This window comes from Streptomyces sp. NPDC002577 (genome assembly GCF_053594815.1).
This window is the reverse complement of record NZ_JBSFWK010000060.1, coordinates 1-15,621: the sequence shown is the minus strand read 5'-3', so window position 1 is coordinate 15,621 and position 15,621 is coordinate 1. Positions and strand designations below refer to the sequence as shown.

Genomic DNA, 15,621 nt, shown 5'->3' with positions numbered 1-15,621 from the left:
CCCAGCACTGGCAGGAACCGCTGGCAACCCCACACCGGCGACGGACGGCACCGCCCCGCACCCACCAGAGCGATGGGTGCGGGCATCGGACCGCCCAGGCCGTATCGGGCGCCCCAGGGCATGAGGGACCCTGCCCACCTGCCACGGACCGCGCACCCACAGTGCCGTCGCCGAGCAGGACGCGAAAGCGGGGAACCAGTCGGACATCCAACACCGTTCGGGATGCCCGCAGTGACCAGGTATGGGCCCAGGGCTCACTCCTGCTCACTTAACTGGAACGGTGGGGCCAACCCCCCAATGAAGACGCCGGACCACCGCAGTGCACAGAGACCCGTGCACAGACGACTGTGTACGCATGCCACAGAGACCCGGTCCACCCGGCGCGAAGGAGCCCACAAGGGACCCTGCGAGGGAGCCCACGGAGGGCAGGCACACGCCCATCGAGCTCTCCGACCTCGCCGCGCTGAAGGCGCTCGCGCAGCCCCGCCGGCAGCGCATGCTGCAGCACCTCACTGTCCACGGCCCCGCCACGTCAGCCACGCTCGCCCGGGCACTCGGGCTGAACACCGGCGCCACCAGCTACCACCTGCGCGAGCTCGCACGGTACGGCTTCGTGGAAGAAGCGCTCGACGCGACCGGCCACGGCCGTGAGCGCTGGTGGCGGGCGGTCCCGGGCGACCGCCGCTTCCCGCCGCGCAGCCACCAGACGCCCGAAATGCGGCACGTCATGGACGAGCTCAACCATCACGCGTACGCCGCCGACCTCGAGCTCTTCGAGCGACTGCAGCGGGATGCGGGCGATGCTCTCGACGACCCCTGGGCGGACGCCTTCCCGTACTCGCGCAGCACCATCCTGCTGACCCTGCCCGAACTCCGCGAGTTCTTCGAGGAGTACATCGCCCTCCTCAACCGCTACAAGCGTGGCGACACCGAAACCCCGCCCGGCGCACGCACCGTGCTCACCCGCTTCCTCGCCTTCCCAGGCCCCACGGACCTGGACGGCAGCAACCACTCGCCCGGCTCAGACGCGGACAACACGGCGGACAACACGAAAGAGGCCGATCCCTCATGATGCTGCGCTACGCCCTCCGGACCGTCCGCGCCCGCAAGGGCGGCTTCCTCGGCGCGTTACTCGCCCTGATGTGCGCGGCGGCCCTCATCACCGCCTGCGGCACCCTCCTCGAGACGGGTCTGCACGGCAGCATCCCCACCGAACGGTATGCCGCAGCTCCCGTCGTAGTGTCCGCCGACCAGAACGTCCACCAGACCACCGTCAAGCACAAGAAGGGCAAGACCAAGGTCAAGCACAAGGCCAAGCCGATCGCGGAGCGGGCCTGGCTGCCGGAGGACCTGAAGCGGAAGCTCGCGGACACCCCGGGCGTCGCCCGCGTGATCCCCGAACGGACCTTTCTCGCCCAGCCGTTGACCCCGTCGACCCCGAGCGGCACAGCAAGCGGCAGGGCCACCTACGGCCACGCCTGGGACTCGGCCGCCCTGACCCCGTACACGCTCACCACCGGCACCGCCCCCAAGGCCGCCACCGACCTCGTCATCGACCGCGACCTCGCCGAGCGCGCCCGACTCAAGCCCGGCGACCGGCTCACCGTCCAGTCGACACAGGCCCCGCGCAGCTACCGGATCACCGGAATCGCCGCCCCCGCCACGGCCGTACGCCACCAGACCTCGCTCTTCTTCTCCGCGGCCGAGGCCCGCCGCCTCGCGGCACACCCGGGGCAGGTCACCGCGTTCGGCGTGATCCCCGTCAAGGGCATGGACCCGGCACGGCTACGGCAGGCCGTGACGAGGACGCTGCACGGCACAACCGCGCAGGTCAGTGCGGGTGACGATCGTGGCCCCGTCGAGTTCCTGGACGCGGCATCGGCCCGCACCAGGCTGGTCAGCATGGGCGGCGCGATGGGCGGCACGTCGCTGCTCGTGGCGGTCCTCGTGGTCGTCGGGACCCTCACGCTCACCGTCCAGCAGCGCCACCGCGAACTCGCGCTGCTCCGCGCGATCGCCGCCACGTCCGGACAGATCCGGAGGCTCCTCGGCCGTGAGGCACTGCTCGTCGGCGCCGTCGCGGGAACGGCCGGCGCGCTCGCGGGCCTCCCCCTGGGCAGCTGGCTGCACGCCAGGTTCGTCGCGCTGGGTGCCATCCCCGCCACGCTTGAGCACACGGTCAGCGTCTTTCCGCCGATGGCCGCGGTCGGCGCGACCCTCTTCGGCTCCTGGGCAGCCGCCCGCGTCGCCTCCCGCCGGATCACCCGGATCCGCCCCGCCGAGGCACTCGCCGAAGCCGCCGCCGAGCACACCCGACCCGCCTGGGGACGCATCCTGGCAGGGCTCGCGCTCCTCGCGGGCGGCATCTTCCTGGTCGCCGTGTTGAGCCGGCTGCGCACAGAGCCCGCGTCGACTCCCGTGACATTCCTCGCCGTTGTGGTCCTCTCCACCTCCGTCGCCCTGCTCGGGCCGTACCTGGTCAAGGTGGCCGCGGCCCTCTTCGGCGGTCCTCTCCGGCTCACCGGCCCGGGCGGCAGGCTCGCCACCGCCAACCTTCGCGGCAACGCCGTGCGCATGGCCTCTGTCGTCACCCCCCTCACCCTTCTGATCGGCATGACCTGCACGGTTCTGTTCGTCCAGTCGACCCTCGGCAACGCGGCCCGCGCCCAGGCCCGCGAGGGAGTCCGTGCCGCCTGGGTCCTTGCTGCCGACGGCCCGGGCGTCCCGGCCGAGGCCGCACGGCGGTTGCGTACGCAGCACGACACCGTCACCGAAGTGGTCCGTACGACGGTCAGGGTCGGCCTCGACAAGTACGCGGCCCAGGGCGTCACCCCGGCCGGCCTCACCCGCACCTGGGACCCGGACGTCACCGCCGGCACCCTCGAGGGGCTCACCGACCGGACCGTCGCCGTCAGTGAACTCGCCGCCGACCGACTCCACCTGAAGCCGGGCAGCAGGCTGAAGCTCACGCTGGGCGACGGCACGCCCGTCACCCTGACCGTCGCCGCCGTCTACGCCAAGGGACTCGGCTTCGGCGACCTCACCTTCGCCCACGACCTGGTCGCCCGGCACGTGGACAACCCGCTCGCCGCCTCCGTTCTCGTCGCGACCACCCGTACACAGACACAACTCGCGACTACGCTCCGTGAGTTCCCGGGCGTACGGGTTCTCGCCCCGGCGGTCGCCGACTCCCTCCAGGCCGAGCGGCAGAAGGCGAACGCCGAGGTCAACTACCTCGCCATGGGGCTCGTCCTGGCCTTCACGGCCATCGCCGTGGTCAACACGCTCGCCATGTCGGTCTCCGAGCGGGTCCGTGAGTTCGCACTGCTGCGCCTCGCGGGGGCGACCCGCCGCCAGGTGCTGCGGATGCTGCGTACCGAGGCGCTGGCGGTTCTGCTGCTCGCCACGGGGCTCGGCAGCGGTATCGCACTCGCTGTCCTGACCGCGTTCAGCGTCGGTATGACCGGTGGTGCCGGGCCTGCGATCGTGCCGCTGGTGTACGTCACGGTGGTTGCGGTGGCCGGACTGCTGGCCCTCGTCGCGACGTCCCTGCCGGGGCGGGCGGCGCTCAGGGTGCCCGCCGTGACTGTGGCGGCGGCCAAGGAGTAAGGGCGCCCGCCGTCGGGGTGCCGCTGCGCCCACCCGTGCCGCCCCAGCGGCACGACTGCCCGCAGCGGGGTGGCACGGCACGGCATCTACGACGTCACGGGGAGTCCCGCCGCCTTCCACGCCTGGAATCCGCCGACCAGGTCGGTGGCCCGGTGCAGCCCCAGTCGGTGCAGGGACGCGGCGGCCAGGCTCGAGGCGTAGCCCTCGTTGCAGATCACCACTATCTGCAGGTCGTGGCTCGTGGCCTCGGGGACGCGGTGGCTGCCCTGCGGGTCCAGCCGCCACTCCAGCTCGTTGCGCTCGACGACGAGAGCGCCGGGGATCAGCCCGTCGCGCTCCCGCAGGGCCGCGTAGCGGATGTCGACCAGCAGCGCCTCGCCCGCCCGGGCGGCGTCGTGCGCCTCCCGGGCCTCGATCCGCACGTAGCCCTCGCGCACCCGCTCCAGCAACGCGTCGATGCCGACCGGCCCTTCCAGCCCTTCGATCGCGTCGCTCACTGCCAGTCCTCCGGGCGCTCGACCTGCTCCAGGCGCAGCAGCTGTCCCGTACGGCTGTAGCGGCGGATCTGCGGCAGGGGCGGATAGTAGGCGTGGACCGAGATCGCGTGCCGGTCCGTCGATTCGTTGAGTACCTCGTGCACGTGGTGGCGGCCGAAGGCACGGCCCTGGCCGGACGGCAGCCGCCGCTCCCGGTCGACCCCGTCGGCGAGTTCGAGGGTCTTCCAGCCGTCGGTGGGCAGCCGGGCGGCGAGCGAGTTCTCCTTGAGCTCTCCCGACGCGGTCACGAAGGCGCCTACCGAGTCGGCGTGGTCGTGCCAGCCGGTACCGGTGCCCGGCGGCCAGCCGATCAGCCAGGCCTCGCTGCCACCGGGGCCCTCGAGACGCACCCAGGTGCGCCCCTCGGGGTCGAGCGGGAGCGAGGCGATCAGTGCGGAGTCGGCGGCCGTACGCCGTGCGAAGTCCAGGAGGTCCGCCTGCGTGGGGACCCGGGCTGGAGCTTCGGCCCGGGTGTGAGCTTCGGTCCGGGCGGACTCCGCAGAAGCAGAGCGCACGACAGATCCGGATTCAGACCGTGAGAAGGCGCGGGAGAAAGATCGAGAGACAGATTGGGCGACAGATCGGGAGACAGACACGGGCACCGTCCTGATGAGCGTTCGCGTGAGAGCGCGGCAGCCCGTCAGCGGGCCCGCGCGGAAAGCAAAGGGGGAGCGACTTCAGCAGGACGGACGACACACGCAGCCCGCATAGCGGACGAGGTCCATATGGACCCTCCGCCACAGGCGCACATCGGTGTCGGTCACGCTCCGGAGTAGACCATGGTGGTCGGGAGCGGTCAACTCACCGTGAACCGTGTGGACGCTCGTGACGACGGGCTCAGTGTGGTCCGGCCGCCGCCCCGTTCGTCGCGCTGCTCTCGGTGTGCGCGGATCCGCCCAGCACCGCCTCTGCCGCCGCGTACAGTTCGGCGGGCCGCACCCCGCCCAGCGCTGTGACGAGGTGTCCGTCGGGGCGGATCAACAGGACGGTGTGGGCGGCCGCGCCGGGATAGCTTTCGGCGACCAGGAGTTCAGCCGGATGGGGCAGCGCCGTGACCGCGGCGGCCAGGCGGGGCATGATCCCGGCGGTCATCCAGTGCCGCCGCTCCCACACGCCCGTGCCGGGTGCGACGAGCAGGACGAGGAGCCTGTTGCGGCCGAGCCGGTCCCGCAGCTGTACGAAGGAGCCGTCCTCCGCGGTGGCGCGTACATCGGCCACCGGCGTGCCGGGAGCTGTGTCCGACATCACCTCCGACTCGGAGGGCGCGGGCGCCAGCGGCGAGGCCGCATACGATCCCTGCGCGCCCAGCGGGCCACGGCCCAGGTGACCGTCCGTGAGCAGTATGTCGTGGCCGCGCGCCGTCCCCGGCAGGTGGGCGCGCAGACCCCCGCCGCCGCGCAGTATCGGCAGCGACTGGTCGGAGGCGCGCAGCCGGGCTGCGACGACCGCCCGCCGCTCGGTCTGGTAGCTGTCGAGCAGCGCCTCGTGCGGCCCGTGGTGCCAGGCCAGTGCCAGCTTCCAGGCGAGGTTGTCCGCGTCCCGCAGTCCCTCGTCCACACCCTGGGTGCCCAGCGCACCGAGCAGATGTGCGGCATCCCCCGCGAGGAAGACGCGCCCGCTGCGCCACCGCCGCGCGAGGCGGTGGTGGACCGTGTGGACGCCGGTGTCGAGCAGTTCGTACGGCGGAGTGCTTCCGCCGTTCCAGCCGGCGAGTGTCTCCCGGATGCGTGCCACGAGGGCCTCCGGGGTCACCAGTTCGTCCCGCTGGGGGAGCAGCCAGTCCAGCCGCCAGGCGCCGGCGGCAAGAGGGCGGGCGGTCACCTCGCTGCCCGCCAGGCGCCACGGCGGCATCCGGTGCAGCACCGCCTCGCCCGGCCAGGGAAGTTCCGTACGCAGCGCGGCGACCGCATGCCGCTCGACGGCCGTACGCCCGGCGAAGCGGATGTCGACGAGCTTGCGCACCGTCGACCGCGGCCCGTCGCAGCCGACCAGATAACTGCCGCGCCACCACGTGCCCTTGGGCCCCTTGGTGTGCGCCGTCACTCCCGCGGTCTCCTGCTCCATCGAGTCGAGCCGGCTTTCCACCGACAGCTTGACGAACGGCTCGCGGGCGATGGCGGTACGCAGGGCGGAGGTCAGCACATGCTGTGGCAGGTGGAGCGGCGCGGGATCCTCGGCACCGAAGGTGATCTGCCGCAGCACCTGCCTGCGCCGCAGCGACCGCCAGCCGGTCCAGCGGACGCCGGTCTCCGCGAACGGGACACCGGCGAGCCGCTCCACGAGATCGGCGGTGTCCTCGCGCAGCACGACCGTCCGCGCGGCCCTCGGTTCGTCCTTGCCGGGCCCCTCGTCGAGTACGACCGAGGGCACCTCGTGACGCGCGAGGGCGAGGGCGAGCGTCAACCCGACGGGCCCCGCTCCGACGACGATCACCGGGTCCACGACGCGGCGCCCCCTGCCCCTGCAGCCTGGTGGGTTGTCCTGGGCGTCGTAGGAAAACTGGCAGTTGGAGCGGGGTGCGCGGTCACAGAACGTATGCAACCCATTGCCGGTGCTTGCGTCAAGCGACGGAGGCAGTGGCGATCATGCCACTGCCTCCGTTTGCCCACGACTCGTCAGGTCCTGTTCCGAGCCGCTGGGTTCCGACGCGCTCCGATGCCGGGCGGCTCAGCTCTTGCCGGGGCTCGGTCCGTCACCGTCTCCGGTGCCCCCGGACCCCTCCGCTCCAGCGGAACCAGGGACCTCGTCGGCCGGTGCCACCTGGCCACCGGGCGCCTCCGGCGCGGCGGCCACGGGTGCCAGCGGGCCTTCCGAGGCGTCCAGCACACCGGGCGCCGCGGCCGGCTCGGCGGCCGCGGCCACCGCGATACCCGTCTTGGCGCGGCGCCCGCGCCGCTCGATCCACGTCGCCAGCGAGGACAGGGCCAGGCAGAGTGCGATGTAGATGGCGCCGACGACGATGACGACCGCGGTGATCGGGTTGTTCCCGTTGACGATGATGTTGTTGGCCATCATCCGGGCGGCGTAGAGCAGCTCCGCGTACGTGATGATGTAGCCGAGCGAGGTGTCCTTGAGGGTCACCACGAGCTGGCTGATCATCGTCGGAAGCATCGACCGGACGGCCTGCGGCACCAGCAGCATGGTCATCACCTGGGTCTTGCGCAGACCCAGGGCGTACGCGGCCTCGACCTGTCCGCGCGGGACGGCGTTGATGCCGGCCCTCAGGACCTCCGCCTGCACACAACCGTTGTAGACGCTGAGGCCGATGACGAGGGCCCAGAAGGCGCTGTTCTCGCCGAGGCCCAGTTCGTTCTTGTAGCTGAGGAACAGCACCCACAGGGCGTAGATCGTGATCAGCAGCGGGACGGCGCGGAAGAGCTCGATGAACCCGGTCGCCAGCCAGCTGACGGGCTTGTGGTCGGAGAACCGGGCGACTGCCAGGAGCAGGCCGAGCACGAGCGACAGCACACCGGCCAGCGCGAAGACCTTCAGCGTGCTCAGCACACCGTCGCGGATGTTCGTCCGCACACCGGCGTTGTTGAAGATGTTCCACACCTCGGGCTCGAGCACGCCCTTGACGTTCAGCCGGTAGATCGCGAAGACGATCAGGCCGAGGACGGCTGCCGAACCCACGACGGTGTAGACGATGTTGCGGACGCGGGCCCTCGGGCCCGGGGCGTCGTACAGGACGCTCGAACTCATCGTGCGACCCCCATGCGCCGCTCGAGCAGCCGGAAGAGACCGCTGATGGTGAAGGTGATGACCAGGTAGCCGAGGGCCACCCACAGGAAGATCCAGGCGATCGGGAAGCCCTTGTCGCTGAGCAGCTTCTGGACCCCGAACAGCTCGGTGACACTGAACGCGCCCGCGATCGCCGAGTTCTTGGTGAGCGCGATGAAGATCGAGCTGAGCGGCGGGATCACGGTGCGGGTGGCCTGCGGCAGGACGATCAGCCGCAGCGTCTGGAAGAAGGTCATGCCGATGGACCGGGCGGCCTCGGCCTGGCCGAGCGGCACCGTGCTGATGCCGGAGCGCACGGCCTCGCAGACGAAGGCCGAGGTGTAGAAGCTGAGCGCCAGGAGCGCCTTCGTCCACGGGTTGAGGCCCGGGGCGAAGATCACCGGGACGACGAACCAGGCGACCAGGAACAGCAGAGTCAGGGGAGTGTTGCGGAACAGCGTGACCCAGGCGGTGCCGAAGAAGCGGAGCGGGGGCACGGGCGAGACCCGGAAGCCGGCGATGACGACACCCAGCACCATCGCCAGGAGCCCGCTGGCCAGGGTCAGCAGGACGGTGCCTATGAACCCCTCCCGGAAATCCGGGAGATGGTCGAGCAGTACGTTCACGGGAAAGTCCTCGTGGGCGGCAGCGGACGGGCAGAGGGGACCGCGCCCCGTACGCACACGCGGTGGTGCGTACGGGACGGGCGGTTCACTGCCGATGGATCGGACAGGCGCGAGGCGGGGGCGCCTCCCAGGCCCTCAGGGCACTGGGGGAGCCGCGGGCTTGTGGCCCGCAGCCCACTCCAGGGCGCCCCAGGGCTTCGTCAGCCGGTGGCTCAGTAGCGCTCGACGGCCGGCGGCTCGGTGTACGCGGAGCCGGACAGGCCGAGCGTCGCGTCGTACGCCTTCTTGTAGTCGCCGTTCTTCTCGTGCGCCTCGAGCGCGTCGTTGACCGCGTCGCGCAGGGCCTTGTCGTCTTTGTTCATGCCGACGCCGTACGGCTCCTGGGTGAACGGCTTGCCGACGACCTTCAGCTTGGTCGGGCGCTGCGCCGCGTAGCCCTTGAGGATCGCGTCGTCCGTGGTGACCGCGTCGACCTCGTTGTTCAGCAGCTGCTGGACGCACTCCGAGTACTTGGCGAGCTCGACGGTCTTGGCGCCGTACTTCGGCTTCTTGATCTCCTGCAGCGGCGTCGAGCCGACGATCGAGCAGACCGTCTTGCCCTTGAGGGAGTCCGGGCCCGTGATCGCCGTCTCGTCCTTGCGGACGAGCAGGTCGGCGCCGGCCATGAAGTACGGGCCCGCGAAGCCGACCTGCTTCTTGCGCTCGTCGTTGATGGTGTACGTGCCGACGTACAGGTCGACGTCGCCCTTCGAGATGGTGGTCTCGCGGACGCCGGAGTCGACCGTCTTGAATTCGATCTGGGAGGCCGAGAAGCCGAGGTCGGCCGCGACCATCTTGGCGATCTCGATGTCGAAGCCCGAGCGGGTGCCGTCGGTGTCCTCGAAGCCGAGGTACGGCTGGTCGTTCTTGGCACCGAAGACGATCTTGCCCGCCTTCTGGGCGCGCTCGAGGGTCGGCGAGTCGATCTTCACGTCCTTGGCCACGGTGTACGTGGGGAGCTTCGGCTGGTCCTTGCCGCCGGACCCGCTGGGCTGGTCACCCGCCGTACCGGACTCGCCGCCGCATGCGGTGGCGGTGAGCGCGAGTACGGCGATCGCCGCGGCGGCGGCGGACTTGCGGAGCTTCATGGTGAACATCCTTTGAGTCGGCAGGAAGTCGGCAGGAAAGAAATGGGACGCGGGGGTCGGCCGTGCGTCAGTGGTGAAGGATCTTCGACAGGAAGTCCTTGGCCCGGTCGCTGCGCGGGTTGCTGAAGAACTGCTCCGGGGCGGCCTCTTCGACGATCCGGCCGTCGGCCATGAAGACCACGCGGTTGGCCGCGGACCGGGCGAAGCCCATCTCGTGGGTGACGACGACCATCGTCATCCCTTCCCGGGCGAGCTGCTGCATGACGTCGAGCACCTCGTTGATCATCTCCGGGTCGAGGGCCGAGGTCGGCTCGTCGAAGAGCATGACCTTCGGGTCCATCGCCAGTGCCCGCGCGATCGCCACGCGCTGCTGCTGACCGCCGGAGAGCTGTGCGGGGTACTTGTCGGCCTGGGTGCCCACGCCGACCCGGTCGAGCAGGGCCCGCGCCTTCTCCTCGGCGGCCTTCTTGTCGGCCTTGCGCACCTTGACCTGGCCCAGCATCACGTTCTCGAGGACCGTCTTGTGCGCGAAGAGATTGAAGGACTGGAAGACCATGCCGACGTCGGCCCGCAGCCTCGCCAGCTCTCTGCCCTCCTGGGGCAGCGGCCGTCCGTCGATCGTGATCTCACCCGAGTCGATCGTCTCCAGGCGGTTGATGGTGCGGCACAGGGTCGACTTTCCGGATCCGGAGGGCCCGATCACCACGACGACCTCGCCGCGGGCGATGGTCAGGTCGATGTCCTGGAGCACATGCAGCGCGCCGAAGTGCTTGTTCACGCTCTTCAGCACGACCAGTCCGTCGGTCGCCGGTGCGGCGTCCTTGGCCACCGATACTTCGGTCATCGGCTTCTTGCTCCGTCCTCGTCGGTTGGGAGGACAGTAATGACGTCGTAAATGCAGAGTCATCACATCTGAGCGAGAATTGAGCATCACGATCCGATGTCGGCCGGATACTCTGCGTGAAGGTGTTCGGGGGGCTCGTACCGGCTGGATAACAGAACCCGTGCGCGGCCCGATCCGGCTTGACGTGATCCTTGGCCATCCGGATGGATGCATGGGTACGCACGCCCGTGTGTAGAGGCCATGACCGAACGACCGATGAACCGGAGGGGGCCGGTATGAGACTGCTGCTCGTCGAGGACGACAACCACGTCGCTGCGGCCCTGTCGGCGGTTCTCGCCCGGCACGGGTTCCAGGTGGTGCACGCGCGCAGCGGCGAGGAGGCCCTCCGGGCGCTGCTGCCGGACAACGCCGAACCCTTCGGCGTCGTCCTCCTCGACCTCGGCCTTCCCGACCAGGACGGCTACGAGGTGTGCGGCAGGATCCGCAAGCTGACCAGCACCCCCGTGATCATGGTCACGGCCCGCTCCGACGTCCGGTCGCGCATACACGGCCTGAACCTCGGCGCCGACGACTACGTCGTGAAGCCGTACGACACCCGGGAACTCCTCGCCCGTATCCACGCGGTCGCCCGGCGCAGCCTGCCCGGCGACGGCACCGCACCGGCCGAGACCGAGGTGCGGCTCGGGTCCCTGCACATCGAGCTGTCGACCCGCCGGGTCAGCGTGAGCGGTGTCGTCGTACAGCTGACCCGCAAGGAGTTCGACCTGCTGGCGCTGCTCGCGCAGCGGCCGGGTGTCGTCTTCCGCCGGGAGCAGATCATCAGCGAGGTGTGGCGCACCAGTTGGGAGGGGACGGGTCGCACGCTGGAGGTGCATGTGGCCTCGCTCCGCTCCAAACTGCAGATGCCGGCCCTCATCGAGACCGTGCGCGGCGTGGGCTACCGGCTCGTCGCCCCGGCGTCGTAGCGGGTCCGGGTGCGTGCCCGACTCCTCCCGCTGCTCATCGTTCTCATGGCGGGCGTACTGCTGGCGCTCGGGTTCCCGCTCGCGGTGAGCGTGGCGGCCGCGCAGCAGCAGAAAGTGGTGGTCGACCGGATCGACGACACCGCGCGCTTCGCCGCACTCGCCCAGTTCGTCACGGAACGCCCCAGCGGCTCACGGCGGAAGATCAAGGACGAACGGCAGGAGACCCTTCAGAGCGAACTCCAGCGCTACTGGGATGTGTACAGGATCAAGGCGGGCGTCTTCTACCGCGACGACGACCCCATGGCCCACGCCCCCGCCGACTGGTACCTGCCCAAGACGGGCGACGACCGCACGGCATTCGCGGAGGCGCTGCTCTCCAGGCCCGGCCATGACCCCAAGCAGGTGTGGCCCTGGCAGGACGGCCGCCTGGTCGTGGCCTCGCCGGTCATCCGGGACGGCGACGTCGTCGCCGTCGTCGTCACCGACTCGCCCACCGGCAATATGCGTTCGGAGACCTTGCGCGGCTGGCTGCCGATCGTCTTCGGCGAGGCCGCCGCGATGCTCCTGGCCGTGGGCGCGGCGCTGCGCCTCACCGGCTGGGTGCTGCGCCCGGTACGCATCCTCGACGCCACCACGCACGACATAGCCACGGGCAGCCTCAAGTCCCGCGTGGCCGTGGCTGGCGGACCGCCGGAACTGAGGCGGCTGGCCCGCTCGTTCAACGAGATGGCCGACAACGTCGAGGACGTACTCGAACAGCAGCGCGCCTTCGTCGCCGACGCCTCCCACCAACTGCGCAACCCCCTCGCCGCGCTGCTGCTGCGCATCGAGCTGCTCGCCCTCGAACTGCCCGAGGACAACGAGGAGATCGCCTCGGTCCGCACCGAGGGCAAGCGCCTCGCCCAGGTCCTCGACGACCTGCTCGACCTGGCGCTCGCCGAGCACGCCCCGGCCGATCTGCAGCTCACCGACATCGGCGCGCTGGCCGCCGAGCGCGTCGAGGCCTGGCGCCCCGTCGCCGACGACAAGGGCGTACGGCTGCGCGAGGAGTGCCCGCCCGTCACGGCATGGACCGATCCGGTCGCCCTGTCCAGCGCCCTGGACGCAGTGATCGACAACGCCCTGAAGTTCACGCCCGAAGGCGAGGAGGTCGCCGTCACGGTCTCCTCGAACGGCCGGCACTCGACCATCGCGATAGCGGACGGCGGCCCCGGCCTCACCGAGGAGGAACTCGCCCGCATCGGCGACCGCTTCTGGCGCAGCAACCTCCACCAGAACGTCAAGGGCTCGGGCCTGGGCCTGTCGATCTCCCACGCCTTGCTCGCCGCGTGCGGCGGAACGATCGCGTACGCCCACCGTGAACCGCACGGGCTGCGGGTGACGGTGACGGTGCCGCGGTCGGATCCGCCTGGGGTCTGACGCCTTTCGGGCCCCTGTCCGCTGGGCCGGCAGGGCTTACGGCTTGACCGAGCGGTAGTAGCGAATGGCGCCCTTGTGCAGTGTCAGCGGGTCCGTGTACAGGGCCGTCCGCAGGTCCACCAGCTGGGCCGCGTGTACCTGCCCGCCGATGCGGTCACGGCTGTCTATCACCGTGCGGGTCAGTGCCTCGGTCAGCTCCGGGTCCGTACGGTCCGTGGTGACCAGCAGGTTGGCCACGGCCAGGGTCGACACCGCCTTGCCGTTCTGGGCCTTGCTGTATGCGTCATATGCGTCGGCGGGCATCACGGAAGCCCGGTAGAAGCGGGACGCTCCTCCCTGCTTGTGCAGCTCGTCTACGAGGTCTCCGAGCTCCACGAAACGGATGGCGAAATGCTGTGACAGGCTCCCCACGGCCGTCGTCGGCAGACCGCCCGACCAGAAGAAGGCGTCGATGTCGCGGTTCTCGAGTGCCGTGGGCATCTTGTCGATTCCGATTTCGTACCGCTCGATGTCCTTCGTGGCGTCGAGGCCCGCGGCCTCGAGGACCCGGTCGGCGATCAGCTGTACGCCCGAGCCGCTCTGCCCTACGGCCACCCGCTTGTTCTTCAGGTCCGTGACGGAGTGCACGTCGGAGCCCCGCGGGACCACGAGCTGGACGTAGTCGTCGTAGAGCCGGGCGCAGCCACGCAGGTGCGCGGCGCCAGGCTTCTCCGCCAGCTGGTACGCCCGGACGGCGTCGGCGGCCGCGATGGTGAAGTCCGCCTCACCGGCAGCCACCCGCTCCAGGTTCTCCTGCGAACCCTCACTGCTGCGCAGCGTCACGTGCAGATCCGGAAGATCACGGGCGAGAGCCTGCTTCAGGAGCTCGCCGTACGTCTGGTAGACCCCGGACTTCGCGCCCGTACTGAAGGTCACACGGCCGCCCGGCGAATCCTTGTCCAGCGGCAGCAGCCACCACAGCAGCCCGGAGGAGACGACGGCGGCGGCAGCGCCCAACAGTGCGCGGCGCCTGCCGATGTGCGGGAGTGGCTGGACCATGCGAGCGATCCTGCCAGGTCACTCGCCGTGATGACCAGGCCGGGTTCGGTGACGGACTTCCACAGACGATGGACGAGTACACGCCCAGCACCTGGCCGGGAGCGCCGCCACCGAGCGTGCTGCTGCAGGACGGCCGCGCGCTGTTCGACCTCACAGGCACGGTCACCAGGCACCCTCCAGCAGTCGCGTCACCGCGTCCGCCTCCGGTGCACGCGGGTTCGGGTAGGGCTGGGCCGCGACGCGCTCGGCGACGGCCCGCAGACCGTCGCGCGGCACTCCCAGGGCGCTGAGCGTGGTGGGGCCCTGGTAGCTGCGGGCCAGGTCGCCGACGACCGCCACCGGGTCGCCGCCCGTGATCCGCTCCAGCCGGGCGGCGGCCTTCGGCGCCGCCGGCAGGTTGAAGGCCATGACGTGGGGGAGCAGCAGGGTGTGGAGTTCGGCGTGCGGCAGGTCGAAGGTGCCGCCGAGGGCGTGCGCCAGCTGATGGTGCAGGCCCATCCGGGTCTGGGCCAGGCAGAGGCCGGCGAGCCAGGCGGCCGCCTGGAGGCGTTCGCGGCCGGGCAGCCCCGACGGGTCGGCGAGGACGTCGGGGAGGGCGGTGAGGATGCCGGCGGCCGACTCGGTCGCCAGCGCGTCGCTCGCCGCGGTCGCGTTCGGCGCCCACAGCGCCTCGACCGCATGGGCCAGGGCGTTGAGGGCGCTCGTCAGGGTGAGGCCCGGCGGCATGGTGAGGGTGAGCTCCGGGTCGTAGACGACCGTGCCGGGCGCGATGGACGCGTCGCGGCGGGTCGTCTTCACGCCGTTCTCGGTCTCGCCGAGGACGGGCGTCACCTCGGAGCCTGCGTACGTGGTCGGGACGGCGATCTGCGGCAGCCCGGTGCGCACGGACAGCGCCTTGGCGAGGCCGATGGCGGAGCCGCCGCCGATCGCCACCACACTGTCGGCGTCGTGCTCGCGCAGCAGCTGGAGCGCCTCCTCGGTGACCGCGACCGGGGTGTGGACGACCGGCCGGTCGAAGCGCGCCGCCAGGCGGGGGCCGAGAGCACGGGCGAGCTCGTCGGCGGCCGTCTTGGCAGAGCCGGTCGCGATGAGCAGCACCCGGCCGGAGTCGAGCCGTGCGGTCTCCTCCGGCACGGCGTGGCGTGCGCCTGGACCCACGAGCACCCGGGAGGGCAGTGTCTCGTGGACGGTCACGTGCCCGGTGGCGCGCTCGGACATGGTCGGTACCTCCGGTGGTTCTCAGTTGGCCGGGTTCGGGGCGACTGCGACGAACGGGATGGACATGGCGTCGGTGACCGGACTCATGCGGCGCATGGTCACGACCTGCTCGAGTTGTTGGGCGGCGCGCAGGCCGGCCGGGACACCACCGTAGGAGAACCCGACCGCCTCGTACGCCCATTCCCGGCCGAGGCGGTCCAAGGCGTTCACGGGTGCGACCAGCCACGACGGACCCGCAGGTGACGCACCGGATGCCCAGCGGAGCGCTCGGGCCGCCAGGTCGGCCTCCATCGCGCGCGCCGCGGAGTTGAGGGTCGCGACCAGCGACTGCAGGCGGCCCGGGTCGTAGCGCACCCCGGGCATGGACACCGACACGCCCGCCAGCGCGACGGCGTCCGCGCCGCGGACCGGGACGCCGACGGCGACTAGGGCGCGTATCGAGTCGTGATCAATCTGCGCGATCCGCCCTCGCGGAGGGGCCTGGGCCGGTAGATCTTCTTGCGTGACGCGAGTGCAACT

Annotated in this window: 14 protein-coding genes and 1 pseudogene; 4 read left to right on the top strand and 11 right to left on the bottom strand. The window is 70.8% G+C overall.

The annotated features are described in order from the left end of the window. Nucleotides 1-355 precede the first annotated feature (355 nt). Both ACWD4J_RS39875 and ACWD4J_RS39870 read left to right on the top strand, forming a co-directional pair. A complete protein-coding gene (locus ACWD4J_RS39875) occupies nt 356-1,072 on the top strand; it encodes an ArsR/SmtB family transcription factor (protein ID WP_451400453.1) in 717 nt (238 codons plus the stop codon). After that, nucleotides 1,069-3,609 carry an FtsX-like permease family protein gene (locus tag ACWD4J_RS39870; protein WP_451400452.1) on the top strand — a complete coding sequence of 847 codons (2,541 nt, stop codon included), beginning with the start codon at nt 1,069-1,071 and terminating at the stop codon, nt 3,607-3,609. The genes ACWD4J_RS39875 and ACWD4J_RS39870 overlap by 4 nt, the downstream gene beginning before the upstream one ends. Before the next feature lie 86 nt (nt 3,610-3,695). On the opposite strand, the gene ACWD4J_RS39865 is transcribed toward ACWD4J_RS39870, so the two are convergent. The 8 genes from ACWD4J_RS39865 to ACWD4J_RS39830 form a co-directional block, all read right to left on the bottom strand. Then, nucleotides 3,696-4,106: a rhodanese-like domain-containing protein gene (locus ACWD4J_RS39865; protein ID WP_451400451.1), complete on the bottom strand. Its 411-nt coding sequence runs from the start codon at nt 4,104-4,106 to the stop codon at nt 3,696-3,698. Beyond that, the gene (locus ACWD4J_RS39860) at nt 4,103-4,660 is read right to left on the bottom strand and encodes a cysteine dioxygenase (protein ID WP_451400450.1); all 558 of its coding nucleotides are present in this window, start codon (nt 4,658-4,660) and stop codon (nt 4,103-4,105) included. The genes ACWD4J_RS39865 and ACWD4J_RS39860 overlap by 4 nt, the downstream gene beginning before the upstream one ends. Before the next feature lie 162 nt (nt 4,661-4,822). Continuing rightward, on the bottom strand, nt 4,823-4,894 hold the full coding sequence (locus ACWD4J_RS39855; RefSeq protein WP_309544753.1) for a putative leader peptide: 72 nt from the start codon (nt 4,892-4,894) through the stop codon (nt 4,823-4,825). An 88-nt stretch (nt 4,895-4,982) separates the two neighbouring features. Then, nucleotides 4,983-6,587 (bottom strand): FAD-dependent monooxygenase, encoded by a 1,605-nt coding sequence (locus ACWD4J_RS39850; protein ID WP_451400449.1) that lies wholly within the window; start codon nt 6,585-6,587, stop codon nt 4,983-4,985. Nucleotides 6,588-6,812: 225 nt separating this feature from the next. After that, entirely contained in the window at nt 6,813-7,847 is a 1,035-nt protein-coding gene (locus ACWD4J_RS39845; protein WP_451400448.1) for an amino acid ABC transporter permease, read from the bottom strand. Beyond that, complete coding sequence (locus ACWD4J_RS39840) at nt 7,844-8,491, bottom strand: amino acid ABC transporter permease (protein WP_451400447.1); 648 nt, start codon at nt 8,489-8,491, stop codon at nt 7,844-7,846. The genes ACWD4J_RS39845 and ACWD4J_RS39840 overlap by 4 nt, the downstream gene beginning before the upstream one ends. A gap of 212 nt (nt 8,492-8,703) precedes the next feature. Beyond that, a complete protein-coding gene (locus tag ACWD4J_RS39835; protein ID WP_451400446.1) occupies nt 8,704-9,618 on the bottom strand; it encodes a glutamate ABC transporter substrate-binding protein in 915 nt (304 codons plus the stop codon). A 67-nt stretch (nt 9,619-9,685) separates the two neighbouring features. Next, nucleotides 9,686-10,462: an amino acid ABC transporter ATP-binding protein gene (locus tag ACWD4J_RS39830; protein WP_451400445.1), complete on the bottom strand. Its 777-nt coding sequence runs from the start codon at nt 10,460-10,462 to the stop codon at nt 9,686-9,688. 275 nt (nt 10,463-10,737) lie between these two features. On the opposite strand from ACWD4J_RS39830, the gene ACWD4J_RS39825 reads away from it, so the two are divergent. Both ACWD4J_RS39825 and ACWD4J_RS39820 read left to right on the top strand, forming a co-directional pair. Then, nucleotides 10,738-11,427 carry a response regulator transcription factor gene (locus ACWD4J_RS39825; RefSeq protein WP_451400444.1) on the top strand — a complete coding sequence of 230 codons (690 nt, stop codon included), beginning with the start codon at nt 10,738-10,740 and terminating at the stop codon, nt 11,425-11,427. Nucleotides 11,428-11,436: 9 nt separating this feature from the next. Next, entirely contained in the window at nt 11,437-12,846 is a 1,410-nt protein-coding gene (locus ACWD4J_RS39820) for an ATP-binding protein (protein WP_451400443.1), read from the top strand. A gap of 36 nt (nt 12,847-12,882) precedes the next feature. Here ACWD4J_RS39820 and ACWD4J_RS39815 read toward each other — a convergent pair whose 3' ends face one another. The 3 genes and pseudogenes from ACWD4J_RS39815 to ACWD4J_RS39805 form a co-directional block, all read right to left on the bottom strand. Further along, nucleotides 12,883-13,884, bottom strand: coding sequence for a TAXI family TRAP transporter solute-binding subunit (locus ACWD4J_RS39815; protein ID WP_451400442.1), 1,002 nt, complete (start codon nt 13,882-13,884; stop codon nt 12,883-12,885). A gap of 162 nt (nt 13,885-14,046) precedes the next feature. Further along, a complete protein-coding gene (locus tag ACWD4J_RS39810) occupies nt 14,047-15,102 on the bottom strand; it encodes a maleylacetate reductase (protein WP_451400441.1) in 1,056 nt (351 codons plus the stop codon). Between the two features lie 21 nt (nt 15,103-15,123). Then, nucleotides 15,124-15,621, bottom strand: a pseudogene (locus ACWD4J_RS39805) (hypothetical protein); the annotation flags it as partial.

Bases quoted from the DNA above. Each gene is read 5' to 3' on its own strand.
- ACWD4J_RS39815 (WP_451400442.1), bottom strand. From the start codon at position 13,884: ATGGTCCAGCCACTCCCGCACATCGGCAGGCGCCGCGCACTGTTGGGC.
- ACWD4J_RS39830 (WP_451400445.1), bottom strand. From the start codon at position 10,462: ATGACCGAAGTATCGGTGGCCAAGGACGCCGCACCGGCGACCGACGGA.
- ACWD4J_RS39835 (WP_451400446.1), bottom strand. From the start codon at position 9,618: ATGAAGCTCCGCAAGTCCGCCGCCGCCGCGGCGATCGCCGTACTCGCG.
- ACWD4J_RS39875 (WP_451400453.1), top strand. From the start codon at position 356: ATGCCACAGAGACCCGGTCCACCCGGCGCGAAGGAGCCCACAAGGGAC.
- ACWD4J_RS39845 (WP_451400448.1), bottom strand. From the start codon at position 7,847: ATGAGTTCGAGCGTCCTGTACGACGCCCCGGGCCCGAGGGCCCGCGTC.
- ACWD4J_RS39825 (WP_451400444.1), top strand. From the start codon at position 10,738: ATGAGACTGCTGCTCGTCGAGGACGACAACCACGTCGCTGCGGCCCTG.
- ACWD4J_RS39870 (WP_451400452.1), top strand. From the start codon at position 1,069: ATGATGCTGCGCTACGCCCTCCGGACCGTCCGCGCCCGCAAGGGCGGC.
- ACWD4J_RS39810 (WP_451400441.1), bottom strand. From the start codon at position 15,102: ATGTCCGAGCGCGCCACCGGGCACGTGACCGTCCACGAGACACTGCCC.